The organism is Rhodoferax sp. (genome assembly GCF_018063565.1).
GTDB lineage: Bacteria > Pseudomonadota > Gammaproteobacteria > Burkholderiales > Burkholderiaceae_C > Rhodoferax.
Window position 1 is genome coordinate 18,523 of the sequence record NZ_JAGPBB010000016.1, and the last position, 25,035, is coordinate 43,557.

Sequence of the window (25,035 nt, forward strand, 5' to 3'; positions counted from 1 at the left end):
TGAGGTTCAGGTGGCAAAGTCTTCACGGCCCGCGCCACGATAACTGTCGGGCAGCTTGGTGTCGATCTTGAGCGGGTTGTCGACCCGCTCAAGATCCTCGGGGTGAATCCGCATCTCGGTCTTGCGCCGTGGCAGGTAATGGTTGGATGGCTTGGTGCCCCATTCGGGCATCAGCGGGTAGCCACCCCGCTCAGTGATCGCCTTGGAGACCACGGATTCCGGATCGTGCACATCGCCAAAAAGGCGTGCATTGGCAGGACACGCCAGTACACAGGCCGGTTTTCGCTCTGCTTCCGGTAGCGTGGTACTGGTGACACGGTCCACGCACAGGGTGCACTTGGTCATCACCTTGCGCTGCTCGTCAAATTCACGCACACCGTAGGGGCAGGCCCAGGTACAGTATTTGCAGCCAATGCACTTGTCGTAGTCCACCAGCACAATGCCGTCCTCAGCACGTTTGTAGCTGGCGCCCGTGGGGCACACCGGCACGCAAGGCGGCTCTTCGCAGTGCAGGCAGGATTTGGGGAAATGCACGGTCTGGGTGTTGGGAAACTCGCCGACCTCAAAGGTTTGCACCCGGTTGAAGAAGGTGCCGTTGGGGTCCGCGCCGTACGGGTCCAGGTCGGTCAGATAACCGGCAGAACCCGAGGTGTTCCACTGTTTGCAACTGGTCACGCAGGCATGGCAGCCTACACACACGTTCAGGTCAATGACTAAAGCGAGTTGGGTCATTTCTGCATCCCCTTGCCCGCAAACCAGGCTTGCCAGCGCGGCAAGCTGGCCTGTACCCCGGGCGCTGCGGGTACGGCCTTGAACTGTGGAAATGTTTCAGCAGGCTCACCCGCCTCAGCCTTGTAGATGCGCACGCGCACGTCGTACCAGGCAGCCTGCCCGGTGATCGGGTCAGAGTTGGAGATGTGCGCGCCGTCCGCCGAAGCCGGCAGTTCCTCGGAAATCAGGTGGTTGAGCAGGAAACCCCGTTGTGATTCGTTGGCATCAGGCGTCAGGTTCCAGGCACCTTTGGATTTGCCAATGGCGTTCCAGGTCCAGACCGTGCCGGGTTCAACGGCTTCAGAATAGCGGCACATGCAGCGTACTTTGCCCCACTGCGATTCAACCCACATCCAGCCACCGTCGGTGATGCCTTCGCGGCCCGCTGTTTTGGGGTTGACGAACAGGTAGTTGTGGGTATGAATCTGGCGCAGCCAGGCATTCTGTGAGTCCCAGGAATGGTACATGGCCATCGGGCGCTGGGTCAGGGCATTGAGCGGGTACTTGGCTTTGTCCGTGGCCTGCTCTTCGAGCGGAGCGTAGTAGAACGGCAGCGGGTCAAAATAGGTCTCCACGCGCTTGCGCAGTGCGTCTGGCGGCTGCTTGCCGGCACGTTTGCCTTGAGCGGCGCGGCGAAACCCTTGCAGGAATTCAGAGTAGATGTGGATGACGATGGGATCTTTATCGCGGCGGATACCGATGCTCTGCGCCCATTCCATGTAGCCCTTGTTCCAATTGCGCATGTACTGGTGCTCATGCGGCATCTCGTAATGGAAGAAGCAGTTGTTCTTGGCGTACATCTCCCATTGGTTCGGGTTGGGTTCACCGCGCATGGATTTTTCGCCGCTCTTGCCGCGCCAGCCCGAGAGGAACCCGATGCCAGAGCCCGGTGCGGTCTCGTAATTGACGACGAAGTCAGGGTAGCTTTTGAACTTGCGGGCGCCGTCGGCCTGGGTGAAAGCGGGGAACTGCAGGCGGCTGGCCAACTCGATCAGCACCTCCTGGAACGGCTTGCAGTCGCCCTTGGGCGGCAGAATGGGAACCCGCACCGCGTCCACCGGGCCGTCGAACTCGGAAATGGGGCGGTCCAGCATCGACATACAGTCGTTGCGCTCCAGGTAGGTGGTGTCGGGCAGGATCAGGTCGGCAAATGCCGTCATTTCCGACTGGTAGGCATCGCACACCACCAGGAACGGAATTTTGTATTCACCCTTTTTGTCGCCATCCGCATGTTTGTCGTTGAGCATCTTGCGCACTTCAGAGGTGTTCATGGTGGAGTTCCACGCCATGTTCGCCATGAAGATCAGCAGGGTGTCAATGTGGTAGGGGTCGCCGCGCACCGCGTTGGTGATCACGTTGTGCATCAGCCCGTGAGCCGACAGCGGGTGTTCCCACGAAAACCCTTTGTCAATGCGCACCGGTTGGCCCTGGTCGTCGACAAACAGGTCGTCCGGGCTTTCGGGCCAACCCAACGGCGCACCCCCCAACGGCGTGTTGGGCTTGACATCTTGGGGGCCTTTGGGTGGGCGGGCGTTGGGTGGCACGGCGCGTGGATAGGGTGCCTTGTGCCGGAAACCGCCCGGTCGGTCAATGGTGCCCAGCAACGACATCAGGATCGCCAGCGTGCGGATGCTGTGAAATCCGTTGGAGTGTGCGGCCAGGCCGCGCATCGAGTGAAAGGCCACCGGGTTGCCGGTGACGGTTTCGTGGCGTTTGCCCCAGCAGTCGGTCCAGGCAATGGGCAACTCGATCTTCTGATCGCGCGCTGTAATGCCCATTTCGTGCGCCAAGCGGCGAATGGTCGCTGCAGATATGCCGGTGATGCCTTCGGCCCACTCTGGGGTGTAGGCTTTGACACGGTCTTGCAGGAGTTGGAATGCCGGCACGGCAGTAGTGCCATCAGGCATTTTGAAACGGCCAAGCAGCGCCGGGTCTGCACCCTCGGTGTGGTCGGCCACGGCGCTGTCGGTGTGCCGGTCCCACCATTGAAAATTGGCGGGGCGCAGCGGGTTGACAATGTCGCCGTCAGCCTTGCGCAAAAACATGCCGAAGTCGTCGCTGCTCGTATCCTGATTCACCAATTGCCCGGAGTTGGTGTAACGGGTCAGAAACTCGCGGTCGTAGAGACCTTGTTTCAGCAGTTCGTGAATGAATGCCAGCATTAGGGCGCCATCGGTCCCAGGCTTGATGGGTACCCATTCATCTGCAATCGCTGAATAACCCGTTCGCACCGGGTTGATGGAGACGAAACGGCCACCGTTTCGCTTGAACTTGGAAAGTTCACGCTTCATCGGGTTGGAATGATGGTCTTCGGCCGTGCCGATCATCACGAACAGCTTGGCGCGCTCAAGGTCCGGGCCGCCAAATTCCCAAAACGACCCGCCAATGGTGTAGATCATGCCAGCGGCCATGTTGACTGAGCAAAAACCACCATGTGCGGCATAGTTGGGTGTACCAAACTGGCGCGCGAACAGACCCGTCAAAGCCTGCATTTGATCGCGGCCGGTAAACAGGGCAAATTGCTTGGGGTCGGTGGCGCGCAAGTGGCGCAGCCGCTGCTCCAGCGTCGAAAATGCTTCGTCCCAGGTGATTTCTTCAAACTGGCCATCACCGCGTTCGGCACCGGGCTTGCGTTTGAGGGGTTTGGTCAGACGCGCAGGTGAATACTGCTTCATGATCCCTGATGAGCCTTTGGCGCAGATGATGCCCTGGTTCAGCGGGTGTTCGGGGTTGCCCTCGATGTAACGTACCTCGCCATCGCGCAAATGCACACGGATGCCACAACGGCAGGCACACATATAACAAGTGGTGGTGCGTATGTCGGTGCTGGCACCGCTCAGTACGGGTTGGGTAGGGTCGTGGAGTGGTACAGCGGACATGCAGTGGGTGCAATCTAGGGGTCAAATCGGGACGTATGAATAACCCTTATTACATGTAAGGAACTTGATAGCGTCCATAGCCGCCACGGGTAATTTAAGCTAAACCAAATGGGTAGCCGATGCACCAATATGGTGCAACTACGGGTTTTCACGCTATATCGCAGGCAACGAATGTATTAGCATCGAGTAGACCATGATCAACGCTCCCACCATGATGATGACCAAAGAGGTGCATGGCATTTCCACGGCAAACGCCTTGGCTGCCGCAGCGGCCTTGGGTATGTCTGATATCAACGACCTTGAAATGCTGTTGGAGCGATTCCTGGTGTCGATCATCGCCATGGCCGGAGCCAAGGCAGGTGCCGTGCGCGTGTTGACAGACGATGGTCAGAAAATGCGCCTGGTGAGTCAGCTCGGTCTGCCAGATCATGTGGTGGCCGCGGAGCGTCATGTAGAACGCGGCTGCGGCATGTGTGGTGTGGCGTCTGCCCAAGACACCCTGATCTGGATGGATGACATGGGTCCGTGTGCCCAACACAGTCAACAAAGCTACTTTGGTGTGCAATGTCAGCGCGTACTGGTGATCTCGCTACCCCATGGGCCGGAGATTCTGGGCATCTACAACCTGTTTTTTGAGGATTCCGTCCACCTTGCCTCAGAAACAGAAACCATGTTGCGTCTGATCGGGCAGTTGCTGGGTCTGGCCTTGCACAATGCCCGACTGGAACGGGAACGACTGCGCGCCACGGTGATGCGCGAGCGGCAGGAAATGGTTGGCGAGATTCACGATGTTATTGCGCAGACCCTGGCCTACGTGAAGATGCGCTTGCCGCTTTTGAACGCCGCCATGCTGGCGCATGATGACCTTCAGTCAGTCAAGTACTTTAACGATGTGAAAAACGCTGTCGGCGAAGTGCACCATAATTTGCGTGAAGTCATGACGTACTTTCGCGCCCGCATGGACCCTTTGGGTTTGCTTCATGCGATCGATGGCATCGCCAAAGGTTTTTTTGACCGTACCGGGATTAAACTGGAGATACGAAACTCGGTTCGCCAACTAGGCCTGAACGACGAACAGGAGATTCAGGTGTTTCACATAGTTCAGGAAGCATTGGCCAATACCGCCAAACACTCGATGGCCCGCCATGCGATGGTGGGTATTGACCGAACAGAGGCGGGACTGGAGTTTTGTATTGAGGATGATGGTTTGGGTATGGGGGTGCCATCAGTGTCAACCATTGTGGCTATGGCGAAAGAAATGACCAGTTCCAGTCATTTTGGTCTGGAAATCATGCGCAGTCGTGCCCAGCGATTGGGTGGCAGCATGGATGTCAGCACCAACGAGCGTGGTGGCACCCGTGTTCGGCTGCTGATCCCGGCAAGCGTTTTGTCCCCTACACTGCGTCAATGAGCATGAGTATTCGGGTGATGCTGGTCGATGACCATGCGCTGTGTCGTAGCGGGCTGACTGAGTTGTTGATCCACCGGGGCAATATGCAGGTGGTGGGAGCCACCGGAAATCCTGATCTGGTGGTTCCGATGCTGAGGGAGCATCAACCTGACCTTGCCGTTTTTGATTTGCGGCTGGCGTCAACCGACGGGTTGAGTTTGTTGCGCCATGTGCGGTCGCAAGGTTGTGAGACCCCCGTGGTCATTCTCACCATGAGCGACAGCGAAGCTGATTTGTCGGCGGCATTGCGGGCAGGAGCACGTGGCTATCTGCTCAAGGACATGGAGCCTGAAGAAATGATCGATGCCATCGGCCGCGCCGCACGGGGCGAGATGGTCGTTGCCTCTGCCATGACCTTGAAGCTGGCGCAATTGCTGCAGTCCGGGCCAAAGGTGTCGGTGCGAGGTGACCTGGTGGCGTCTTTGACCGAACGGGAGCGCGAAGTGCTCAACCATGTGGCGCACGGCCAAAGCAACAAAGTGATTGCCAAAGCGCTTGACATCAGCCACAACACGGTCAAATTGCACGTGCACCATATCATGGACAAGCTCAAGCTGAAATCGCGGGTTGAAGCGGCTGTCTTTGCCTTTGAGTTTCGCAGCGAGACCGACGGGCACAAAGCGGTTGGTGATTCCGCCATCAAAACAAAGAGCTGAAGAGCACCCACCAGAATTCATGCGGCCGTGTCGGCGGCTTTGGCTTTTGGCCTGAACCAGGCAAGCTCGGCGTGCAGTTTGACGACGTTGCCAATGATCGTCAGACTGGGTGATTTAAGTTTCTGCGTCGTGACGCGTTCGGCAATAGTGCTCAGAGTGCCCGTCACCACTTTTTGTGTGGGGCTACTACCGTCCTGCACCACGGCCACCGGCAAGTCCGATGGTGCACCATGAAGAACCATCCGCTGGCAGATATCAGGAAGCCCACTCAAACCCATATAAATCACCACAGTTTGCTTGGGTCGCACCAGACTCGGCCAATCCAGATCGGCCGTGCCGTCCTTCAGGTGGCCCGTGACAAACAGACAGGTTTGGGCGTAATCCCGATGCGTCAGGGGGATGCCGGCATAACTTGAGACGCCTGACGCAGCGGTGACGCCAGGGATAACCTCAAAGGCAACACCATGCGCCGCCAGGGTCTGCAGTTCCTCGCCACCGCGTCCAAAGATAAATGGATCACCGCCCTTGAGGCGCACCACCCGCTTGCCCTCGCGCGCCAACTTGACCAGCAGCGCATTGATTTGCTCCTGGCGCATGGTGTGTTCATTGCGCCGCTTGCCCGCATAGATGCGCTCAGCGCCGGGCGGCAAAAAGTCCAGCACTTCTGCCGACACCAAGTTGTCGTACACCACCACATCGGCGCGCTGCAACAAGCGCACCGCTCGCAGCGTCAATAACTCGGCATCACCGGGGCCAGCTCCGATGAGGTAGACACAACCACTGGTCAGGGATTCAGGATCGGATGCGCTCAATGGCAACCTCCACCTTTGCTACCGCAACCACCACTGCCACAGCCACCGGAAGAGCAGCCACCTGAGGTCACCCCCCGCGTTTGACGACCATCCACAAAGATGAAGTTGAACTCACCGGGTTCGAGTTCAACAAAGTCGAGCGTGGTTTCTTCGAGCAAAGGCTGATGCTCAGTGCCAATGACAATGCTCACACCTTCAAGATTGAGTTTGAGATCATCGTCATCTGGCTCATCAAAGCCCATGCCGTATTGCAGGCTGCCGTCGCTGTCGAGCTTGGCCGCAAGTCGCAGGGCCATGTGCTCCGCGCTGCTGGCCTGAGCCGCCAACTGGATTTGCTGCGCTGCAGCGCTGGTGAGTGAAAACATACTGATCTCCTATATAAATAAATTAGTGCTCGCCTTTGGTTTTCCATAAACCAGCCAACCGATTGCCCTGTTTTTGCGGACCACCAATGGGAAACATGGCGTGCAAATTATGATTGTTGCCACGTTCTACCCCCCAGGTTTCCGTGAAATGTTTGATCATAAAACGGACCTGCGCCTGAACCTGATGCTCTTCGTAATAGTCCCTGAGGAAATAAATAACTTCCCAGTGCGCATCCGTCAGTTCAAGCCCTTCCATCTGCGCACGGGCACGGGCGAAGTCTTCAGACCATTGGTCGACCTGAAGAAGATAACCTTCCGAGTCAGTAGCAATGGACTGATCTTTGACGTGCACACAAAACGGTTGGTGGGTTCGTTCTTGGTGTTGTTTCGACTCTTTGACCGAGCGCACAAATGCGGCGAAGGCGGGAGCCCAATTGGAGCCAGCCCCGGTGCGCAGGTGTGTATACGAGGCGAGCACATTGCGATAGACCAACCCGTCATGGTCACCGTCGACTCCATGTCCTCGGGTCACTTCATAGGCGAATTTGACATCCGGTGCAACGTTCTCCAGACTGGAATAGTGAAACTCATGCCCGCGCACCGAGCCCGAGCCGTCATATGTTCGCCAGGGTGCCTGCGGGGTGAGCTTGAGCGATACATAACCTCTTCCGACCGGCCTTTCGTGCATCACAACGTCGGCCGGCAGCGCACCGACCATGTTGAACTGTTGGTTCTTCCAGCGCAAGCTGCGCGCCAGATACATCAGCCCACCGCATTCGGCGTAAACCGGCAGGCCCTGCTCAACCGCTTCTCGAATGCTGTTGCGCATGGCTTCATTGGCAGAGAGTTCGGCCATGAAAACTTCAGGGAAGCCACCACCGATAAATAAACCGTCAATGTCCGGAAGCCGTGGGGCTCTCAGAGCGTCGAAGCGGACGATATCAGCACCCGCGTCACCCAGCGCCTGCAAATCATCCGGGTAGTAAAAGCCGAAAGCCTGATCAACGGCGACACCAATACGCAAGCGGTCTTGACTTGAACTTGCCTTTGCTGACTCGACAGGCGTTAATGGCAAGGGTTCGACGCCACGTGCAACCTGCAGCAGTTCACTGAGATCGACCTGCTGTGAAATACGTTCGCCGATGGACTGAACCAGGGTCTGCGGGTCAGCGAGTTCGCGGCTGGGCATCAGGCCAAGATGCCGCTCGAGCACGCCGAGTAAAGGATCATGTGCCACCGCGCCGAGCACTTTGACATTGGTGTAATGCTCGATCACCGCCCTGAGTTTGGATTCATGGCGGGCACCACCAAGCTGGTTGAGGATCACTCCGGCAATCCGGATCTGCGAATCAAAAGCCTGATAACCGAGGATCAATGGCGCGATGCCACGTGTCATGCCACGTGCATCGAGCACCAGCACCACCGGGAGGTCCAGCAAGTTGGCCAATGCCGCATTGCTGTTGCTGCCGTCCAGTGCCAAACCGTCGTACAGGCCTTTGTTGCCCTCGACAATGCTGATGTCAGCCGTTGCAGCCCATCGGCCAAACAGCGAACTGATTTGGTCGCTATTTGACAGGTAGGGGTCCAGATTGAAGCAACTGCGACCACTGGCTTGGGTCAGCCACATGGGGTCGATGAAATCCGGCCCCTTCTTGAAAGGCTGGACTGCCAAGCCCCTCGCGCTGAGCGCGGCGCACAGTCCAACAGTGATGGTTGTTTTTCCAGACGACTTGTGAGCCGCTGAAACCAGTACGCGCGCCATGCTATGGCAAGATCAGTGTGCAGCAGCAGGTGTTGTGGCGTTCGTATCAGCTGATTCTTCATCGGCCAGATCGGCAGGTAAAAAGCCCAGTACCTTTAACGACAGAAGAACAATGATCCCGACGATCGCAATCCCCCCAAAACCCAGCAACCACTCCGGTAATGTCGGCGAATAACTGTTGATGACACCATCGTAGAAGGTACTGCGCACTTCTTTGCCAGGAAACAGCACGAGCGGGAAAGCCTGACCACCGATGATGGTGACATACATCTGGGCAAATCCACCGGCAACCACCAAACCGGCACAGGCCACGATGCGCCCACGCATTTGGCCGATTTTGGGATGCAGCAGCAAAGCCAGAGGAAGCACCCCACCGAGTATTACCGGTCCCAACCAGAACAGATAGGTATAGACACTGCCACTAAGCAGGATGAAGTGGTCAAACGCGTGGTGGCGGGTGAAATACAGGTTGGTCAGATAGTAAATGGTGACAAAGTACAGCCCGGCAGAGATAAAGATCACTTGCAGGCGGGCAAATCGCGCCATCATGGTGTTCCCGATGGGACGTCCGCTGCCAAGGCTTGCTGCCATCAAAACCAGCAGGAATACCGCCAGCCCGTAGCTGAAAGACAGGGCGATGAACAATGGCGCGAGCAACGCAGAATCATAAGCCTGACGGGCCACCAGAAACCCGAAAATCGACCCGGTTCCGGTAGTCAGTGCCATGCGCCAGATAAACGCAAACAAGCCTGCCAACGGCGTAAAGCGATTCATCCGGTGCTCCATCATGGTCCAAAGATAGGCAATGACAAACCCGGTGAACCCGGAATACAGAAAAATATTCAGCGCAAAGATCGACTTGAAGTTGTAATACGTCATCGCCACGATCAGCCGATCAGGACGGCCCAGATCAAGCATCAAAACCGTCAGTCCGCCGATCAGCAATGAGATCGCCAACATGCCGGACAAGGGCGCCAAGGGTTTGAACTCGGTTTTTCCAAACACCGATGCCATCGACGCTACGTTCAGGGCACCTGACGCTGCCACGACCAGGAATACGGCAAAAACGTGCGGCAGACCCCAGACAATCTGGTTGTTCATGCCCGTGACGATGTGACCGTTATGCTCCATGTACCACACGGCAATCAGGCCAATCAGGGCAACCAGAGCCAACCCTCCCAGAAGCGTGTAGTACCCGGGGCTACTGCCCTTGAGTTCTCGCAAGGTGATTTTCATGCTTCAGACTCCCAAATAGCGAACGCCGGTATTGAGGTTGAGGTTTTCGCGAATCTGGCGAGCCGGATATTTGGCAACACGCTTGGAAATCTCACTGTTGGGGTCATTCAGGTCGCCAAACACAATGGCTTCATGCCCGGCCTGTGAACAGGCGCTGACACAAGCGGGTTGTTCACCCCGATCCACCTTGTGCACACACAGAGTGCACGACTCCACCGTTCCCATGCCGCGAGGGACGTTCGGGTTCTGATTGGTTTGCGGTGAGTGAACAAACGAGCGCGCCTTGTACGGGCAAGCCATCATGCAATAGCGGCACCCGATACAAATGTGTTTGTCGACCAGCACAATGCCATCAGCGCGCTTGAACGAGGCACCCGTGGGGCAGACGTCGACACAGGGTGGCTCCGCGCAGTGCTGGCACATCATGGGCAGTGACTGCAGCTTGCCGGAGTGCACGTCCTTGATCTCGATCTTGCGAATCCATTGCGAATCAGTGGGCAAGGTACCACCCGACAGGCCGTTCTCGGTATTGCAGGCGCTTACACAGTCGGTGCATCCGCTGCTGCATTTGGAACTGTCAATCAACATTCCCCAGCGCACTTTGCTGGTGGCACCCGTGGCGGCAGGTGCCGCTTGCGCGATTTCAATCAGACGTACGCCGGGTGCAATCAGGACACCCGCCAGACCGGCGGCCGCGACACCCAGGAAGCCGCGCCGACTTGGGGTCGGGTTGTGATCACCATGGGTGGGTTGTGATGTGTCTGGCTTCATGGCTTAACCTGCTGCTCGGTGGATACCAGCGGTGTCTTCGCAACCTGTGCTGTCGTTGAGGCTGGCTTGCTGGCATGGCAACCAAAGCAATCCAGCGAGACCGCTGCATAGTTATGGCAGCTCTGGCAGAAGTTGCTGTCGCTGGCGCTCACACTGTTGGTCTTCTGACTGGCATGGCACTCAATACACCCCTGCAAACTGTACTTGCCGGTTCGCACGCCGCCGCGCAAGGTATCCACGCGCTGATGTTTCAACAGCAGCATATGGTTGCGGCGCATAAAGTCAGGGCTTTCAACACACTGGCCACTGCGAGCCGGTTCGATCACCGGCTTTGGCACGCGCCCTGCGTTGGCATTTTGCGCCTGAGCCCCCAAGCTCCAAGCCAGCAGCATGACAGCACAGATCCACAGCCGACGCACGCCTGGTGCAAAGACAGTGCAAAGCGACATGGAATCAGTCCCCCAAACCCATCTGGATGTAGCCAGTGGGGCATACGTCAGCGCAAATATGGCAGCCAATACACTTGTTGTAGTTGGTATCGACATAACGCCCGGTGGTGGCTTTGGCCTTGGGCACTTTGAACACTGCTACCTGCGGACAGTACACCACACAGTTGTCACATTCAAAACACTGACCGCAACTCATGCAACGCTTGGCCTCGGCCATGGCCTGCGCCTCAAGCAGCGGCTGTAAACGCTCCTGAAAGTTGTTGAGGGCTTCCGCGGCTGTCAGCGACGTGATGCCGCGGCGATTGCGTTCGGTGTAAGAAAAATGGCCGAGGAACAGTTCCTTGTGCGAAATCACGTAGCGGTCCGAGCGGTCATCAAAATTGTGAATCGCCACATTGCTGTTGCAGGTGCCGCGCATAGGCTCCGGAGCCTCGGCGAAGGTGTAGCCCTTCTCCAGCATCTTGCGTTTCAGATCAAACGCATGGACGTCGATCTTTGGCCGCTTTTCCAAGGCTTCATTTTGCAGGAAGCGATCAATGCCGTCAGCGGCAATGGCACCATGCCCAATGGCGGTGGTCAAAAGGTGCGGACGAATCACGTCGCCACCGACAAACACACCGGGTTGACCCTGCACCTGGTAATTCTTGTCGCTGTTGATGGCGCCCTTGCCGTTGTTGAATTCCTCCAGACCGGAGAAATCAACCGCCTGGCCGATCGCCGACACAATCAAATCAGCTTCAATGTCTTCTTCGGTGCCAGCAATGTTCTTGATGTCCAGGCGGCCACTGACGATCTTGGCCTCACATTGAATGACGCGCAACGCTGTGGCACGGCCGGTCGCATCGCGGACCACGCCGATCGGAGCCATGCCGCCACGGATGGTGATGCCCTCGGACTGCGCGTGCTCAACCTCATGGCGGCTGGCCTGCATTTTGTCGACCGCAAAAATGGAGGTCAGCGTCACCTCTGCGCCCTGGCGTACCGAAGCTTCGGCCACGTCATGGGCCATGTTGCCGCCGATCACGTTTTCGGGACGGTCTGACTCATGAATTTTGTCGATATGGCCCAGACGCCGTGCCACCGTTGCCACGTCAATCGAGGTGTCACCACCGCCAACCACCACCACACGTTTGCCGACATGGCGCAGACGGCCATCGTTGAAGGCCTTGAGGAAGGCAGTCGCCGTGACCACATTGGGCGCATCGGACCCGTCCACCGGAAGAGCGCGCCCAGCCTGGGCACCAAGTCCCAGAAACACGGCGTCGAAGTCAGCGCGAATCTGCGCCATCGTGATGTCCTTACCGATGCGGCAATTCAGCCGTGCGGTCACACCCAAATCCAGAATGCGCTGAATCTCAGCGTCCAGTACGTCACGCGGTGTGCGGAACCCCGGAATGCCGTACCGCATCATGCCGCCGAGCTCGGCCCGCTCGTCAAACAAGGTCACCGAGTGGCCCTTCAAGGCGAGCTGGTAGGCCGCAGACAGGCCGGCCGGACCACCACCAATCACGGCGACCGACTTGCCAGATGCATGAGCGGGCCTGTTGAAAGCCAGCTTGTTGTGGACCGCGTAGTCACCCAAAAAGTGCTCGACACTGTTGATGCCGACAAAGTCTTCGAGCTGATTGCGGTTGCAACCGGACTCGCACGGTGCCGGGCAGACACGGCCCATCACCGAGGGAAATGGATTGGCTTCGGTCAGACGGCGAAATGCGTATTCTTGCCACTTCATGCCTGCCGGTGGTTTTTCAACACCCCGAACAATATTCAGGTAACCCCGAATATCCTCACCTGCCGGGCAGCTACCTTGGCATGGCGGAGTGCTCTGAATGTAGGTGGGGCATTTGTGCGAGTGACCGGCATCAAAAATATCTTTCTGCAGGGACTTCACCTTGCTGTCGCCGTCTTTAAAGCGGCGAAAGTTCAGTGCCTGAACGGCAGGGGCTTCTGTGGTTGCTGACATGTCGGAATCTCCTGAAATTTATAAGGACTGCCTAAAGGACGGATTACTTGTCACCCAGGCGGATCGCCTTGCTGACCAACTGATGAACGCCGCCGACCATACTCATGTTGAAACCGTAGTAGGGCAGCACCTTGGTGAATTGCGCTTTGCAGATCGCACAGATGGTGGCCATGAAATTGACGTCGTGGTCGTCCACCACATGCTTGAGCGCTTCCATGCGGGGTAGCGCACCCTTGACGCGCAACTCCATCAGGTCATCGGTCAGCAGGCCTCCACCACCACCGCAGCAAAAGGTGCTCTCGTGGATCGTCTCGGGGGCCATGTCGTGAAAATTGTTGGCGACTGACGTAATGATGCGACGTGGAATGACAAACTGGCCACCAGGCATGTTGCCCATGCGCGATGCCCGCGCCACATTACACGAATCATGAAAGGTGATGATCCGGCTGTCGTTGGCTTCCTTGTCGAACTTCAGCGCACCCTTTTGAATCAGGTCGTCAGTGACCTCGCAAATATGTTGGGGTACCGGGTAGCGCTGGTCCAGGAAATCAAAGGGACCAATCAGTGTGTTCCAGAAACTGTAGGCCACGCGCCAGGCGTGCCCACACTCGCCGACCACAATGCGCTTGACGCCGAGCTCAAGCGCCGCTTCTCGGACGCGCATCGAGATGTTGCGCATCTGCTCATAGTTGCCGATGAACATGCCAAAGTTGCCGGCCTCGGAGGCATGAGAACTCAGGGTCCAACTGATACCTGCGGCGTGAAACACCTTGGCATAGCCAATCAGGCTCTCGACGTGCGGCTCCGAGAAAAAGTCGGCCGATGGGGTAATCAGCAAGACCTCGGCCCCTTTGACGTCCAGCGGGAACTTGATGTCAAACCCCGTGTCATCTTTGGTGTCTTCTTCAAGACCTTCCAGCGTGTTGATCAGTGCCGGCCCTGGAATGCCCAGGTTATTGCCAATGCGGTGCACCTTGCCAATGATCTCGTTGGAGTATTTCTGCCCCATGCCGATCGAGTCCATGATCTCGCGGGCAGCCATGGTGACTTCGGCGGTGTCAATACCATAGGGGCAAAACACCGAGCAACGGCGGCACTCTGAGCACTGGTGGTAGTAGCTGAACCACTCGTCAAGCACTTCGCGGGTCAGGTCAACTGCGCCCACCAACTTGGGAAAATACTTGCCAGCAACGGTGAAATAGCGGCGATACACCTTGCGCATCAAATCCTGGCGCGCGACCGGCATGTTCTTGGGGTCGCCGGTACCCAGGAAATAGTGACATTTGTCAGAGCAGGCACCGCAATGCACGCAGGCATCCATATAGACCTGAAGCGAGCGGTACTTACCCAGTAACTCGCCCATCTTGGCGATGGCCTTGGCCTGCCAATCGTCGACCAATTGCTCCGGAAAATTCAGAGGCTTTTGAATGGGACCCGGTGCCACGAAGGGTTTAAGGTGCGACATCGCACCCGCCTGGACCAATGGAATGACAGGGTAGCTCTTGAGCTTGGGCGTTTCAAATGCAGCGGTAGCCATGGTCGTGCAGGTTCTCAGGGACGTTTTTCAAGCGCGGCAGCCCAGGCCGACACATGGCGGACCTCCCGGGCGTTGTCTGTCTGATTGCGCGTTGGACTAAAGAACAATCCGGGCGCATGCAGCAATTTGCTCAACGGGAAAATAATCATCAAAATGGCCACCAAACCCAGGTGGACCAACAAAACTGGATCAGCTGGCAAGGGCTGCCAGTCAAAGCGCATCAGGCCCAACATAAAAGCCTTGACCGCCACGATATCCGTGTGCGAGACGAAGCGCATCGTCAGGCCGGAAATACCAATCAGCATCAGCAGTGCCAAATGCAGGTGATCGGAAGGCGTCGAAATGTAGCGAACCCGGTCAACCAGCCACCGCCTGGCCCACAGCCCGCCCAATGCAGCGACCATGACGAAGCCACCGTAAGTCCCAAAGGGCTGGATCATGGCCACAGGAAGCCACACCGGCTCCTGAAAATAACGCAAATGGCGCAGCGTGACCAGGAACAAGGTAAAGTGAAATGCCCAACCAAATATCCAGGTCCATTTGCTGGACTTGAAAAGGCTTTCAAAATAGACAACTTCCCGAACCAGGCGCCAATACACCCCACTTTGGGTCATGGGTGCTGGTGTGGTGGCGATTTTCAAAGGTGCCGGGCTGCCGGCATAGCGGCGAATCCTGTTTGCCAAACCCGCAAACAAGACAATGGCCGCTACATTGAAGAGCACAGCATAGAAAATCGACAGCATCGACATGGCCAGACCCGAGGTTAATCAGCGTTCGGTTGGAGAAGTGAGTTCCGCAAACTGTGCTTTAGATACAGCCGGTGGGCTTGGGCAAGCCAGCGATTTTGCAAGCCTGCTTGGCCGGACCATAGGGGAACAGGTCGTACAGGTACTTGCTGTTGCCTTTTTCTTCACCAAACTGTTTGCCAATGGCCTTGGTCAGCACACGGACGGCTGGGGCAATCTGGTACTCGTTGTAGTACTCGCGCAGAAAGTTGATCACTTCCCAGTGGTTGTCGGTCAGAACCACTTTCTCTTCTTCTGCCAGGTGTCCGGCAGCGTCGGTGGTCCACTCTGCCAGGTTCAGCAGGTAGCCTTCTTCGTCGGTTTCGTAGGTTTTACCGTTAATTTCAAAGCTCATGTTTTTCTCCAGAAAGTTAAATAAAAAATCGCTGATCAAAGCCAGGAATGCGAGGTGCTGTATTCCAGCGTCAGATCAACAAAGCCACTGTAATCGACCAGGGTGATGCCGTCCATGACTTTGCCGGTGGCGCCACGCGCGTCAACATCGGGCTGTAAGGCATAAAACTTGATGCCACTGGCGGCCTGGCGCACCATGGTTTCAACGCTGGTGCCGACGGTGGCACCGTACACGCCGTCTTCAATCAGAAGCACGGCACTGCCGGGTTTGGCCAAACGCAGGCAAGTTTGCAAGCTGGTGGACTGGAACGGTGATTTGTTAACAATGTGCAACATGGGATGGGTCCTATTTCTTGGCTGCTGGTCAGAAACTCAGGATCACATCCTGTTCGGCCATGAGTTGCCCCATTTCCTCGGTGTCCAGCACTTCCACCGGGACCAGCAAATCCTTCTCTGTCAGGCCGCGCTGGTCAAGCGACGCGCGGTCGACGTAAAGTTTCTCGACGTCGTAACCATCCAGCGCCCGGTAGGTTTTGGAGTGGTTCTTGATACCGATGGCCTTGGTTTCCTGGCCCTTGAGCAGTTCATAGACGCCATCATCGATAAAAACCAGGCTCACATCCTGGTCGAAGGTCGCGGTAATCAGGACCACTTCCAGGCTTTCCAGCGCGTAGATGGTGCCGTAGGGTGCCTTGCGGTTCACAAACATGAATTTCTTCACTTTGGGGCCGCTGGCGGGGGATGCTTGCTGTTCACTCATTTGCTGTCTCTTTATGCGTTAATCACCAAAGGTGACCAGTCGATCCGCCTTGATGCCACTGTCCACCAGCTGACCCAGACCCGAGATGCGGAAACCTGGCGCCAGGTTTTCGTCGCGGATACCGCGACGCAAAGCAGCCGCCACACACACCACCAGATCCACCTTGTGGTCCGCGGCCAGCGCCGACCAGCGGTTGACAATGTGGCGATCATCCTGTGGCGGGTCCGTCAGTCGGGTCGCGTTGTTGACACCATCGTGATAGAAAAAGATACGCTGGATCTCATGCCCTTTGGCGATAGCGGCTACCACAAACTGGTAGGCGCTATCAGACGCCTGATGCGTGTAAGGGCCTTCACTGACAAGTAAGCCGAATTTCATGGTGAAGATGTTTGGTAATGGATCAGAAGCGGATATGAGTCGAGGCATTCAAGCTCGAGCGAGAACCACGCCAGTCGTCAATCAGGTACTTGGTAAAGGGCAGATCGCATTTCTCAAAGAACTGCGGCCAGCCGATGCGCTCGATCCAGTCCGAAACGCGCTCCCACGAACGTGCATCTTCCTTGTAGGTGTAGAGAATTTTCTTCACCATGGCCGACACTTCGGGCCAACGCGGCGGGTTGTTGGGCAGGCCAGAGGCCACCATCTTCATGAACGTTGGCTTGCCACGGGCGTTGGAATTCTTGCCGCCCACCCAGATCGCCAGCTTGCTGTGGTCCGGGTCATTGATCTGCATCGGGGGGCAGGGCGGGTAGCAGGCGCCGCAGCACATACATTTCGACTCGTCAATTTCGAGCGACGGCTTGCCGTTGACCATGGCCGGGCGAATGGCTGCCACCGGGCAACGCGCCACCACGGTGGGGCGTTCACACATGTTGGCCACCAGATCGTGATTGATCTTCGGCGGTTTGGTGTGTTGCACCACAATGGCGATGTCAGCCTGGCCGCCGCAATTGATTTCGCAGCAGGAGGTGGACAGGTGCACACGGTTGGGCATCTCTTCCTTGACAAATTCAACCACCAGCTCGTCCATCAGCGCTTTGACCGCACCGGAGGCGTCTGTGCCAGGAATGTCGCAGTGCAGCCACCCCTGGGTGTGGGCGATGGCAGACACCGAATTGCCCGTGCCGCCGACCGGAAAACCATTGCTGCTCAGCGCCTCGATCAGGGGTGCCACCTTGGTCTGATCCGACACCATGTATTCGATGTTGCTGCGGATCGTGAAACGCACATGACCGTCGGCAAAGTTGTCGGCGATGTCACACAGCTTGCGAATGGTGAACAAATCCATCTGGCGCTGCGTGCCGGCTCGCACGGTCCAGATCTCATCGCCCGAATGCGCCACATGGTGCAGCACGCCCGGACGCGGCCGGTCGTGGTACTTCCAGTTGCCATAGTTCTTGACCATCAGCGGGTGCAGATACTGTTTGTTATCTGGCACGCCACTCTCAATAGGTGTACGTAAGGTTGCCATGTTGTCTTCCTTTTACAAGTTCTTGGGGTTCAGGCCGCTGCTTTGCGTGCGTTGATCTTGGCGACTTCGTCGTCCCAGCCGTCGGTACGGACATAGGGGTTGGTCCGTGGAGTCGAGACCATATTCGGGTCGATTTCCACGCCGATGCCTTCGAGGAAGTTGATCAGGCCGATGCGCTCGATCATTTCGCCGGTGCGTTCATGCTCCAGGGCGTTTTCGGCGAAGAAGTCGATCGATTTCTGTGCGTGCTCCACCAGGGCTTCGTAATCTTCATCGGTTTCCATCTTCATGAACGGAATCACCACGGTACCCATCAGGTCACCAATCTTCAGGGTGCGCTTGCCGCCCATCAACACGGTCACGCCCTTGTCGGTGCCAATCTGCAGGGCGCCGGTCATCACGTTGATGCAGTGCATGCAACGCACGCAGTTGCCGTTGTCGATTTCGAGGGCCTGGGTGTCATTGACGGCGACGCTGGAAATCTTGGCACCGGTGCCGACATCCTTGATTTCCTTGAGCATGATCGCCTTGGTCGGGCAGCGGCTGACCACGTCGTTCACCAGTTCGTTCATGCCATGCTTGGCGAACCACTTCTTGGCCATGCCTTCGTCGGTGCGAATGTTGTCGCGCCAGGTACCGATCACGGCCATGTCGGCGCGCTGGATCGAGTTCATGCAGTCGTTGGGGCAACCCGAGAACTTGAACTTGAACTTGTAGGGGAGCGCCGGGCGGTGCATGTCGTCCAGGAAGGTGTTGACCACTTCGCGGTGGGCACGGGCTTCGTCGTAGCACGATTGTTCGCAGCGCGCTGCACCCACGCAGGACATCGAGGTGCGCACTGCCGGGCCGGCACCACCCAAGTCAAAGCCGAGTTCGTTGAGTTCGTCAAAAGCACCTTGCACATTGGCGGTGCTGGCACCCTGGAACATGATGTCGCCCGATTGACCGTGGAACGCGATCAGGCCTGAGCCATGTTTCTCCCAGATGTCGCACATCTTGCGCAGCACGTTGGTGTCGTAGTGCATGCCGGCGGGCGGCTGAATACGCAAGGTGTGGAACTCTTTGGATGCCGGGAACATCTCGGCCACTTCAGAAAAACGGGGGATGACACCGCCGCCGTAGCCAAACACGCCCACGGTGCCACCCTTCCAATAGCCCTTGCGGGTTTTGTAAGAGTGCTCGAGCTGACCCATCAGGTCAGTCATGTAGTCGTTGTCTTTGGCCAGGCGTTTCAGACCAGTCACGAAACTCGGCCATGGACCGCTTTCGAGCTGATCGAGCATTGGGGTGTCATGGGGTTGTTTGCTCATGGCGAATCTCCAGTCAGGGGCTAATTGGGCGTTGATAAAACGGGGTTTGGCGATAGCAACAAGAAAGGCCGCTAAAGCATCAGAAGCGAGACGAATGTTACGGGCCGCCGGTGCTGCCCAACTATCACCCTCGTTGAGTAGGCAAGGCTACCCATTCGGTCTATATGCGCCCACCCGAGTCGGTTATAGACGCCAAGCTCAGGATTGCGCCAAATACGGTTTGTGGCAGATTTTTGTTTGATCTGCAGATTTTTGCGACCCGATCGCATCCGATCCATTGAATCCTAAAAAAGCGAAACCAGGACTATGTTCAGCGTGATACCCCTGGAAAAATTTACCAGCCCGTTAGGCGGGCAGGTCATCGAACTGCAGCAGCTTGACTACGACGCCGGCGGCATGAGTCTGTTGCGTACCCGTATTCGCGAGCGCAGCCGCTTTACCGTTTTTGAAGTGGATCCCCTGCTGGCACGCCAATGGGGCGAAGCGCTGTTGCGTTGGGCCAATTCGCAACCCCAAGAGCAGACAGATCGCAGCACCACCACAGCGGGTGGGGCGACATGAACACCATCCCGGTGGGGGTGGCGCATCCTGTGGATGCCATTTTCTCCGTCGAAGGGCAGTGTTTGCCCAGGGATCACGCGCAGGCCTTGCAGCAATCACTGTGCGTGCTGTTTCCGTGGCTGCAGCAGGATGCGGTAGCAGCCGTGATGCCGCTCAAACTGGTCGACGGGGAGGGCGAGTTGGTCGCGTTGTCCAAACGTATGCAGTTGGTGCTTCGGGTTCAGAGCAGCCGTATGCCCGATGTGTTGGCGGTGGCCGGGCGTGAGGTATCGGTGGCGGGCTGCAAGTTGCGGCTCGACAAACCGCATTTTCGCGAACTGCGCCCCCACGCCACCCTGTACGCCTACAAGGTGGCATCGGCGGGTCAAGGTGAGTTGGCGTTCATGGAGAGCATGAATCAGGAGTTGGCGCGGCTGTCGATTGGCGGCGAGCGGGTTTGTGGCAAACGCAGCCAGATGACGGTGTCGGGTCAGGTGCTCGAAACTTTCAGTCTGATGTTGCACGCCTTGCCGCCAGACCAGTCTTTGCGGCTGCAGCAGTTTGGCCTTGGACCACACCGCCTGTTGGGTTGCGGGGTGTTTGTGCCCCACAAATCAGCGGCGGCGGTGTGATTTTTTATCAATTGAAACTGGAGAAAAGGGTATGAGCTACAACATTGGTGGCGTGGAGCACGAAGCTGACGATCAGGGCTATCTGGTGGAACCGGTGTTTGACGATGAGGCACCGCGGGTGATTGCCGCAGCCGAGAACATCGAGCTGACCGACGCCCACTGGGAAGTCATCAACTACCTGCGCGACGAATACCGTGAAAATGGTCACACTCCCAATTTCCGCAACATGCTCAAGGGTTTTGCAGAAATTCACCCCGGGGTTGACAGCAAATACCTCTACGACCTGTTCCCCATCGGTCCGGCCAAGCAGGGCCCCAAGGTGGCCGGTTTGCCACAGCCGTTGGGTAAAGGCGGTTATTGATCATTGTCAGGATCGAGCGTGTCCAAAATCCGCATCAAGAGCCAGTGGTTTCGCCCCGGGGCCGACAAAACCCCTGAGCAAACTGCCAGCGCCGTGGCCTTTACCGCCTGGCGCGTGGCGCAGAACATGCTCAAGCAGATGCGGGTGGCGCAGTTTGACATTGAAATCGGCGAGCAGTACTTTGCCTTTACCCGCGAGGTGCTGGTGTTTCTCACCCAAGTCCTTGACCGCATGGCCTACCAGCGCATGTCAGCGCAGGAGCGCCTGGCTTTCGTGACCGCACTGGTCAAGCGGGTGGGTGAGATCTTGCAGGACAACGAAGACGGGTTGCTGGGACAACCGGCTGTAGGGCAGCCCAGCCATTACGAGCAGTTTATCGACCTGTTCAACGAACTGGCGGACCATTACGCCGATTTTGGCTTCAACGCCCAAGGGCCGGACTTTGATTTTGTGCGCTACCTGGGTTACCGCATTGAAATGCTGATGCCCAAGAAGGACCAGCGATGGGTGCTCGATCAGGTCATGGCCAGCGAGGTACCCGAGGCCATTGCTTACCTGCAGAAAGCCATGGATGGTGTGCTGAGCACCGAGCCGCGCGCGCCACGCCCGTCGCGAGTGCCGCGTGGCGTCCTGTCGGGTGACTGATTTGAAATGAACGCGTCCCCCTTTGACCTGCAGACAGATGCTGCCTATCAGCGCTGGCGTGCCGATAAGTTGGCCCGATGTCCCACCCGCGCCGAACAACTGGTGGTGGACATTGGGGATCCGCGCGTGTTGACCGCTGCAGAAAAGCAGGCCTTGCTCACACGCTGTGTCACCAGCAATATGGTGCTCTATCGCAGCCCGGTGCTCGCAGAAGACAAGGTCATCCCGCTTGCGCTGGGCCGTCAGGTGGGTTTGCACCAGCTCGACGGCAACTGGCTGGCCGATGAAGACGGCATTTCACCCATTGCCGTGTCGCAGCCACCGGGTGAGCGCATGGCCTTCATCCCCTACACCAATCGCCCGATCAAGTGGCATACCGATGGCTACTATCAGCCGCCCGAGCGCAAGATTCGCGGCATGATCCTGCACTGTGTGCGCCAGGCGGCGCAAGGTGGCCACAGCGCCCTGATGGACCACGACATGGCTTACCTGGCCATGCGCGACGCCAACCCCGAATGGGTGGCTGCGCTGATGCATCCCGATGCCATGACCATTCCCGAGCGCCTGGACGACGACGGCATCGCCCGTGCCGCGCAAAGTGGTCCGGTGTTTTCAGTCGATGCGGCTAGCGGGGCCTTGCACATGCGCTACACCGCCCGCACCCGCAGCGTGGTCTGGCGCGATGACGCAGTGACCCGCGCGGCGGTGGCGTTTCTGGAGCAGTTGCTCGCCAGCGAGCACCCGGCGGTATTTCGCCTGCAGCTGCAGCCCGGTATGGGCCTGCTGTGCAACAACGTGCTGCACGACCGATCGGGTTTTACGGACGACCCGGCGGCCCCTCGTTTGTTGTACCGCGCGCGTTATCTGGACCGCGTCGCAATGCCACATCCTGAACCCGTCAATGGTGGCTGAATTTTTCATAAAAACTGTTTATAGCCCATATTTGGTATGGTTTTAATGCTATATAAATTATAACAAATCAATCGTCATGGCGCATCAGGTCAGTATTTGGCGAGCGGCCCAGTTGGTGGGCGTGGCACGGGGTGTGTTACAGCAGCAAGTGCGCACCGGTGCCTTGCTGCTCAATGATGGCATGGTGTCGACCGAAGCATTGCTGCGTTTGTACCCGAACGCTTCTCTGGAAGAGTCCGGTCTGCTGGAGCGGGTGGCGCAAATCCGTGACGAGGCTTTTGGCAAGCGTTTGCGCGAGCGCCTGTTGCCCAGCCAGGAGGTCCTGGCACAGCGCCTGTTTGCACAAAGCCAGGAGCTTGGTGACGTCCGCCTGCATTTGCAGCGCTACCACGAGCTCGTCATTGCCTTGCAAAAAACCATTCGCGAGCGATTGGCCCACCGTCCGCAGGACACAGCGTGGCAAGCGCTGGAGCGTCAGGTGACCGGTGGCCTGGCCGCGGCACTGGCCACAGATGCGGTCGATTTACTCGAAGTGATGGACGATATGCTCAAAATCATGACGGCACAGGTCACGGTGCAGCCCAGCGGTCACCAGTTTCTGGTGGAAGGGCATTCCAACCTGCTGCAGTCCGGCCTGCATTCGGGCTTGCGGCTGAACTACGGCTGTGGCAACGGCAGCTGCGGTATGTGCAAGGTGCGGGTCATCTCAGGCGATGTGGTGCAAACCCAGCATTACGACTACTGCCTGTCCGAAACCGAAAAGTCACAGGGTTACACCCTGATGTGCTGCCATACTGCCGGAAGCAGTGAGCTCACGCTGGAAATGCTCGAAGCGGGGGGGCCGCAGGACATCCCCGAGCAGCAGATTGTCACCAAGGTGCGCGCACTGACCACCCTGGCACCCAATACCCGATTGCTGCAGTTGCAAACGCCGCGCACCCACCGACTGCGTTTTCTTGCCGGGCAGTCGGTGTCGCTTGGGTGGTCAAATTCCGCGCAGGGTGACGCCCAAAGTACCGAGGCCATTGCCAGTTGTCCGTGCGATGACCGCAATCTGCTGTTTTTTGTAGCGCGTGATGAAGACAGCGCATTGGCTCAGGCGGTGTTTTCGGACCAGTTGGGTCATGGTGACGCCGTCACGGTGCGTGGCCCGATGGGGGAATTTGTGCTGTCCGAGGGTCATCGGCCCCTGGTGTTTGCAGCCTGTGATCTGGGTTATGCCCCGATCAAAAGCCTGATTGAACACGCGCTGGCGCTGGATGCCGTGCCCTCGCTGTCGTTGTTCTGGCTGACTTTGCGTGCCGATGGCCACTTTCAAGCCAATCAATGCCGTGCCTGGTCAGAGGCACTCGACAATTTCGAGTACGGCCTGTTCACCAATACCGACGTGGTGGCGGGTGCCAGGGAGATTGCGCTGGCCATGCACGCTGACCTGTTTGACATCGAGTGCGACTTTTACCTGTGTGGCCCGGCGGCATTTGTTGACACCTTGTTTGACGACTTGCGTCACGCGGGCGTTCCCGCTGCCCAGATTTTCAAGCAGGTGATGTGATGCAGCCTCATGCCCAGGACCCTGAAATGGCGGTGCCCGACTGCGCCGGAGGGGAGTCGTTTGCCCTGATGGTGATGGGGCAAAGCATGACACCCGAGTTTCAGGAGGGCGAAATCATCATCATCGAACCCGAGGGTTTGGCCAAGGATGGCTCCTATGTGCTGGCCTGGCATCATGAAGAATGGACGTTTCGGCAACTGCTGCAGGCCGGGGACGGCTGGCTGCTGCATGCGCTCAACCCGGCTTTTCCGGACGAGCCCCTGTCGAGCCTCGCCGATGTGCGCGGCGTGATCATTCAAAAAGCCTTGCCGGGCCGACGGCGCGCGTCAAAGCACTACATCTGAACCAAATCCTGATCTGAAATTTCGCCATGCCCTACTACATTTTTTCGGTCAACCCTGGTGCACAGTATAAAAAACTGAGCGAATTTGGCGCCTTCAGCGAGGCGTCTGCCCACGCCAAAACGCTGCGGGCACAACAACCCGCCAAAACCCTTGAAAAAATCAAGGTGATGTTTGCCGAGAGTGAAGATCAGGCCATCGAGCTGATGTTGCAAGTGCGAGAACCTGGCCCCAAGGGCGACGACTGAGCGCTCTGGCGTCCATGGACGAAGCAGCCTTCCACGCGGCGCGTCAGGCTCTCACGCCTGCGGCCTGCGTGTTTGCCAAAGCGCTGCTGTCAGGGTGCGCACCATGCACCCTGGCCAAGCGCACGGCCATGGCCGAGCGCGAAGTCATCACGTGCGGCTCGGCGATTGCACACATCAACTGCGGCACGCTCAACGATTTGTTTCGTGAGCGCGCGCGGTTTGCGCTGCGTTTGCCCCACCGGGACGAACCCATTGTTCATGCCAAGGCGATGAAACTGCAATGTGGCGGACTACGAGGACTGCAGCTTGCGCTCGACGCGTCGGGCGGCGATGTTCATGCGATGGTGCAGCAGGCGATGCAAGAAGGCGGCAGTCTGCTCGATCTGCCCTGGGATCGCATCGTGGCCAGTATCGCGGGATGGGAACTTCGTCGGCGGGCTCCGCCGTTGCACTAGCTCCCATCAATCGTATGC

At 57.7% G+C, this 25,035-nt stretch carries 28 protein-coding genes; 11 read left to right on the forward strand and 17 right to left on the reverse strand.

Features of this window, described 5'->3' with window-relative positions:
- Positions 1 to 6: 6 nt before the first annotated feature.
- Both soeB and KBF66_RS05825 read right to left on the reverse strand, forming a co-directional pair.
- The gene (soeB, locus tag KBF66_RS05820) at positions 7 to 732 is read right to left on the reverse strand and encodes a sulfite dehydrogenase subunit SoeB (protein ID WP_296653783.1); all 726 of its coding nucleotides are present in this window, start codon (positions 730 to 732) and stop codon (positions 7 to 9) included.
- Complete coding sequence (locus KBF66_RS05825; protein WP_296653786.1) at positions 729 to 3,650, reverse strand: molybdopterin oxidoreductase family protein; 2,922 nt, start codon at positions 3,648 to 3,650, stop codon at positions 729 to 731. Before KBF66_RS05825 ends, soeB begins: the two co-directional genes overlap by 4 nt.
- 193 nt (positions 3,651 to 3,843) lie before the next feature.
- On the opposite strand from KBF66_RS05825, the gene KBF66_RS05830 reads away from it, so the two are divergent.
- Positions 3,844 to 5,061, forward strand: coding sequence for an ATP-binding protein (locus KBF66_RS05830; RefSeq protein WP_296653788.1), 1,218 nt, complete (start codon positions 3,844 to 3,846; stop codon positions 5,059 to 5,061).
- On the forward strand, positions 5,058 to 5,756 hold the full coding sequence (locus KBF66_RS05835) for a response regulator (protein ID WP_296653792.1): 699 nt from the start codon (positions 5,058 to 5,060) through the stop codon (positions 5,754 to 5,756). The genes KBF66_RS05830 and KBF66_RS05835 overlap by 4 nt, the downstream gene beginning before the upstream one ends.
- 17 nt (positions 5,757 to 5,773) lie before the next feature.
- Here KBF66_RS05835 and cobA read toward each other — a convergent pair whose 3' ends face one another.
- The 15 genes from cobA to dsrA are packed head-to-tail and all read right to left on the reverse strand — an operon-like array spanning position 5,774 to position 19,331.
- On the reverse strand, positions 5,774 to 6,568 hold the full coding sequence (gene cobA / locus KBF66_RS05840; RefSeq protein WP_296653794.1) for a uroporphyrinogen-III C-methyltransferase: 795 nt from the start codon (positions 6,566 to 6,568) through the stop codon (positions 5,774 to 5,776).
- Entirely contained in the window at positions 6,565 to 6,933 is a 369-nt protein-coding gene (locus KBF66_RS05845) for an iron-sulfur cluster biosynthesis family protein (protein ID WP_296653797.1), read from the reverse strand. Before KBF66_RS05845 ends, cobA begins: the two co-directional genes overlap by 4 nt.
- A gap of 22 nt (positions 6,934 to 6,955) precedes the next feature.
- The gene (locus KBF66_RS05850) at positions 6,956 to 8,695 is read right to left on the reverse strand and encodes a cobyrinate a,c-diamide synthase (protein WP_296653800.1); all 1,740 of its coding nucleotides are present in this window, start codon (positions 8,693 to 8,695) and stop codon (positions 6,956 to 6,958) included.
- Positions 8,696 to 8,707: 12 nt separating this feature from the next.
- Positions 8,708 to 9,931: an NrfD/PsrC family molybdoenzyme membrane anchor subunit gene (nrfD, locus tag KBF66_RS05855; RefSeq protein ID WP_296653803.1), complete on the reverse strand. Its 1,224-nt coding sequence runs from the start codon at positions 9,929 to 9,931 to the stop codon at positions 8,708 to 8,710.
- A 3-nt stretch (positions 9,932 to 9,934) separates the two neighbouring features.
- The gene (dsrO, locus tag KBF66_RS05860) at positions 9,935 to 10,702 is read right to left on the reverse strand and encodes a sulfate reduction electron transfer complex DsrMKJOP subunit DsrO (RefSeq protein WP_296653806.1); all 768 of its coding nucleotides are present in this window, start codon (positions 10,700 to 10,702) and stop codon (positions 9,935 to 9,937) included.
- Positions 10,699 to 11,151: a hypothetical protein gene (locus KBF66_RS05865; RefSeq protein ID WP_296653808.1), complete on the reverse strand. Its 453-nt coding sequence runs from the start codon at positions 11,149 to 11,151 to the stop codon at positions 10,699 to 10,701. The genes dsrO and KBF66_RS05865 overlap by 4 nt, the downstream gene beginning before the upstream one ends.
- Before the next feature lie 4 nt (positions 11,152 to 11,155).
- On the reverse strand, positions 11,156 to 13,114 hold the full coding sequence (locus KBF66_RS05870) for an NAD(P)-binding protein (protein ID WP_296653810.1): 1,959 nt from the start codon (positions 13,112 to 13,114) through the stop codon (positions 11,156 to 11,158).
- Positions 13,115 to 13,157: 43 nt separating this feature from the next.
- Positions 13,158 to 14,651, reverse strand: a complete 1,494-nt coding sequence (gene dsrK / locus KBF66_RS05875; RefSeq protein ID WP_296653813.1) for a sulfate reduction electron transfer complex DsrMKJOP subunit DsrK — start codon at positions 14,649 to 14,651, stop codon at positions 13,158 to 13,160.
- A 14-nt stretch (positions 14,652 to 14,665) separates the two neighbouring features.
- Positions 14,666 to 15,400, reverse strand: a complete 735-nt coding sequence (locus KBF66_RS05880; RefSeq protein ID WP_296653817.1) for a respiratory nitrate reductase subunit gamma — start codon at positions 15,398 to 15,400, stop codon at positions 14,666 to 14,668.
- Positions 15,401 to 15,458: 58 nt separating this feature from the next.
- Positions 15,459 to 15,791 carry a TusE/DsrC/DsvC family sulfur relay protein gene (locus tag KBF66_RS05885; RefSeq protein ID WP_296653819.1) on the reverse strand — a complete coding sequence of 111 codons (333 nt, stop codon included), beginning with the start codon at positions 15,789 to 15,791 and terminating at the stop codon, positions 15,459 to 15,461.
- A gap of 35 nt (positions 15,792 to 15,826) precedes the next feature.
- Positions 15,827 to 16,126, reverse strand: a complete 300-nt coding sequence (tusB, locus tag KBF66_RS05890; protein ID WP_296653821.1) for a sulfurtransferase complex subunit TusB — start codon at positions 16,124 to 16,126, stop codon at positions 15,827 to 15,829.
- A 28-nt stretch (positions 16,127 to 16,154) separates the two neighbouring features.
- The gene (gene tusC, locus KBF66_RS05895) at positions 16,155 to 16,550 is read right to left on the reverse strand and encodes a sulfurtransferase complex subunit TusC (RefSeq protein WP_296653827.1); all 396 of its coding nucleotides are present in this window, start codon (positions 16,548 to 16,550) and stop codon (positions 16,155 to 16,157) included.
- A gap of 18 nt (positions 16,551 to 16,568) precedes the next feature.
- Entirely contained in the window at positions 16,569 to 16,928 is a 360-nt protein-coding gene (gene tusD / locus KBF66_RS05900) for a sulfurtransferase complex subunit TusD (RefSeq protein WP_296653832.1), read from the reverse strand.
- A gap of 22 nt (positions 16,929 to 16,950) precedes the next feature.
- Positions 16,951 to 18,021, reverse strand: a complete 1,071-nt coding sequence (gene dsrB, locus KBF66_RS05905) for a dissimilatory-type sulfite reductase subunit beta (RefSeq protein ID WP_296653835.1) — start codon at positions 18,019 to 18,021, stop codon at positions 16,951 to 16,953.
- A 29-nt stretch (positions 18,022 to 18,050) separates the two neighbouring features.
- On the reverse strand, positions 18,051 to 19,331 hold the full coding sequence (dsrA, locus tag KBF66_RS05910; RefSeq protein ID WP_296653839.1) for a dissimilatory-type sulfite reductase subunit alpha: 1,281 nt from the start codon (positions 19,329 to 19,331) through the stop codon (positions 18,051 to 18,053).
- 306 nt (positions 19,332 to 19,637) lie between these two features.
- Between dsrA and KBF66_RS05915 the strand changes: the two genes are divergently transcribed.
- From KBF66_RS05915 to KBF66_RS05955, 9 genes are all read left to right on the forward strand, one after another.
- Positions 19,638 to 19,892, forward strand: a complete 255-nt coding sequence (locus tag KBF66_RS05915; protein ID WP_296653844.1) for a hypothetical protein — start codon at positions 19,638 to 19,640, stop codon at positions 19,890 to 19,892.
- Positions 19,889 to 20,503: a type I-MYXAN CRISPR-associated protein Cas6/Cmx6 gene (cas6, locus tag KBF66_RS05920; protein WP_296653849.1), complete on the forward strand. Its 615-nt coding sequence runs from the start codon at positions 19,889 to 19,891 to the stop codon at positions 20,501 to 20,503. The genes KBF66_RS05915 and cas6 overlap by 4 nt, the downstream gene beginning before the upstream one ends.
- Before the next feature lie 31 nt (positions 20,504 to 20,534).
- Complete coding sequence (locus KBF66_RS05925; protein WP_296653853.1) at positions 20,535 to 20,864, forward strand: TusE/DsrC/DsvC family sulfur relay protein; 330 nt, start codon at positions 20,535 to 20,537, stop codon at positions 20,862 to 20,864.
- 18 nt (positions 20,865 to 20,882) lie between these two features.
- Positions 20,883 to 21,509: a hypothetical protein gene (locus KBF66_RS05930; protein WP_296653856.1), complete on the forward strand. Its 627-nt coding sequence runs from the start codon at positions 20,883 to 20,885 to the stop codon at positions 21,507 to 21,509.
- A gap of 6 nt (positions 21,510 to 21,515) precedes the next feature.
- Positions 21,516 to 22,421 (forward strand): TauD/TfdA family dioxygenase, encoded by a 906-nt coding sequence (locus KBF66_RS05935; RefSeq protein WP_296653862.1) that lies wholly within the window; start codon positions 21,516 to 21,518, stop codon positions 22,419 to 22,421.
- A 76-nt stretch (positions 22,422 to 22,497) separates the two neighbouring features.
- Complete coding sequence (locus tag KBF66_RS05940) at positions 22,498 to 23,973, forward strand: 2Fe-2S iron-sulfur cluster-binding protein (RefSeq protein WP_296653866.1); 1,476 nt, start codon at positions 22,498 to 22,500, stop codon at positions 23,971 to 23,973.
- Positions 23,973 to 24,317, forward strand: a complete 345-nt coding sequence (locus KBF66_RS05945; protein WP_296653871.1) for a S24 family peptidase — start codon at positions 23,973 to 23,975, stop codon at positions 24,315 to 24,317. Before KBF66_RS05940 ends, KBF66_RS05945 begins: the two co-directional genes overlap by 1 nt.
- Positions 24,318 to 24,343: 26 nt before the next feature.
- On the forward strand, positions 24,344 to 24,562 hold the full coding sequence (locus KBF66_RS05950; protein WP_296653873.1) for a hypothetical protein: 219 nt from the start codon (positions 24,344 to 24,346) through the stop codon (positions 24,560 to 24,562).
- A gap of 14 nt (positions 24,563 to 24,576) precedes the next feature.
- Positions 24,577 to 25,017 carry a hypothetical protein gene (locus tag KBF66_RS05955; RefSeq protein ID WP_296653875.1) on the forward strand — a complete coding sequence of 147 codons (441 nt, stop codon included), beginning with the start codon at positions 24,577 to 24,579 and terminating at the stop codon, positions 25,015 to 25,017.
- The last annotated feature ends 18 nt before the right edge of the window (positions 25,018 to 25,035 follow it).

Bases quoted from the DNA above. Each gene is read 5' to 3' on its own strand.
- soeB (WP_296653783.1), bottom strand. From the start codon at position 732: ATGACCCAACTCGCTTTAGTCATTGACCTGAACGTGTGTGTAGGCTGC.
- KBF66_RS05825 (WP_296653786.1), bottom strand. From the start codon at position 3,650: ATGTCCGCTGTACCACTCCACGACCCTACCCAACCCGTACTGAGCGGT.
- KBF66_RS05830 (WP_296653788.1), top strand. From the start codon at position 3,844: ATGATCAACGCTCCCACCATGATGATGACCAAAGAGGTGCATGGCATT.
- KBF66_RS05835 (WP_296653792.1), top strand. From the start codon at position 5,058: ATGAGCATGAGTATTCGGGTGATGCTGGTCGATGACCATGCGCTGTGT.
- KBF66_RS05845 (WP_296653797.1), bottom strand. From the start codon at position 6,933: ATGTTTTCACTCACCAGCGCTGCAGCGCAGCAAATCCAGTTGGCGGCT.
- KBF66_RS05850 (WP_296653800.1), bottom strand. From the start codon at position 8,695: ATGGCGCGCGTACTGGTTTCAGCGGCTCACAAGTCGTCTGGAAAAACA.
- nrfD (WP_296653803.1), bottom strand. From the start codon at position 9,931: ATGAAAATCACCTTGCGAGAACTCAAGGGCAGTAGCCCCGGGTACTAC.
- dsrO (WP_296653806.1), bottom strand. From the start codon at position 10,702: ATGAAGCCAGACACATCACAACCCACCCATGGTGATCACAACCCGACC.
- KBF66_RS05865 (WP_296653808.1), bottom strand. From the start codon at position 11,151: ATGTCGCTTTGCACTGTCTTTGCACCAGGCGTGCGTCGGCTGTGGATC.
- KBF66_RS05870 (WP_296653810.1), bottom strand. From the start codon at position 13,114: ATGTCAGCAACCACAGAAGCCCCTGCCGTTCAGGCACTGAACTTTCGC.
- dsrK (WP_296653813.1), bottom strand. From the start codon at position 14,651: ATGGCTACCGCTGCATTTGAAACGCCCAAGCTCAAGAGCTACCCTGTC.
- KBF66_RS05880 (WP_296653817.1), bottom strand. From the start codon at position 15,400: ATGTCGATGCTGTCGATTTTCTATGCTGTGCTCTTCAATGTAGCGGCC.
- KBF66_RS05885 (WP_296653819.1), bottom strand. From the start codon at position 15,791: ATGAGCTTTGAAATTAACGGTAAAACCTACGAAACCGACGAAGAAGGC.
- tusB (WP_296653821.1), bottom strand. From the start codon at position 16,126: ATGTTGCACATTGTTAACAAATCACCGTTCCAGTCCACCAGCTTGCAA.
- tusC (WP_296653827.1), bottom strand. From the start codon at position 16,550: ATGAGTGAACAGCAAGCATCCCCCGCCAGCGGCCCCAAAGTGAAGAAA.
- tusD (WP_296653832.1), bottom strand. From the start codon at position 16,928: ATGAAATTCGGCTTACTTGTCAGTGAAGGCCCTTACACGCATCAGGCG.
- dsrB (WP_296653835.1), bottom strand. From the start codon at position 18,021: ATGGCAACCTTACGTACACCTATTGAGAGTGGCGTGCCAGATAACAAA.
- dsrA (WP_296653839.1), bottom strand. From the start codon at position 19,331: ATGAGCAAACAACCCCATGACACCCCAATGCTCGATCAGCTCGAAAGC.
- KBF66_RS05915 (WP_296653844.1), top strand. From the start codon at position 19,638: ATGTTCAGCGTGATACCCCTGGAAAAATTTACCAGCCCGTTAGGCGGG.
- cas6 (WP_296653849.1), top strand. From the start codon at position 19,889: ATGAACACCATCCCGGTGGGGGTGGCGCATCCTGTGGATGCCATTTTC.
- KBF66_RS05925 (WP_296653853.1), top strand. From the start codon at position 20,535: ATGAGCTACAACATTGGTGGCGTGGAGCACGAAGCTGACGATCAGGGC.
- KBF66_RS05935 (WP_296653862.1), top strand. From the start codon at position 21,516: ATGAACGCGTCCCCCTTTGACCTGCAGACAGATGCTGCCTATCAGCGC.
- KBF66_RS05940 (WP_296653866.1), top strand. From the start codon at position 22,498: ATGGCGCATCAGGTCAGTATTTGGCGAGCGGCCCAGTTGGTGGGCGTG.
- KBF66_RS05945 (WP_296653871.1), top strand. From the start codon at position 23,973: ATGCAGCCTCATGCCCAGGACCCTGAAATGGCGGTGCCCGACTGCGCC.
- KBF66_RS05950 (WP_296653873.1), top strand. From the start codon at position 24,344: ATGCCCTACTACATTTTTTCGGTCAACCCTGGTGCACAGTATAAAAAA.
- KBF66_RS05955 (WP_296653875.1), top strand. From the start codon at position 24,577: ATGGACGAAGCAGCCTTCCACGCGGCGCGTCAGGCTCTCACGCCTGCG.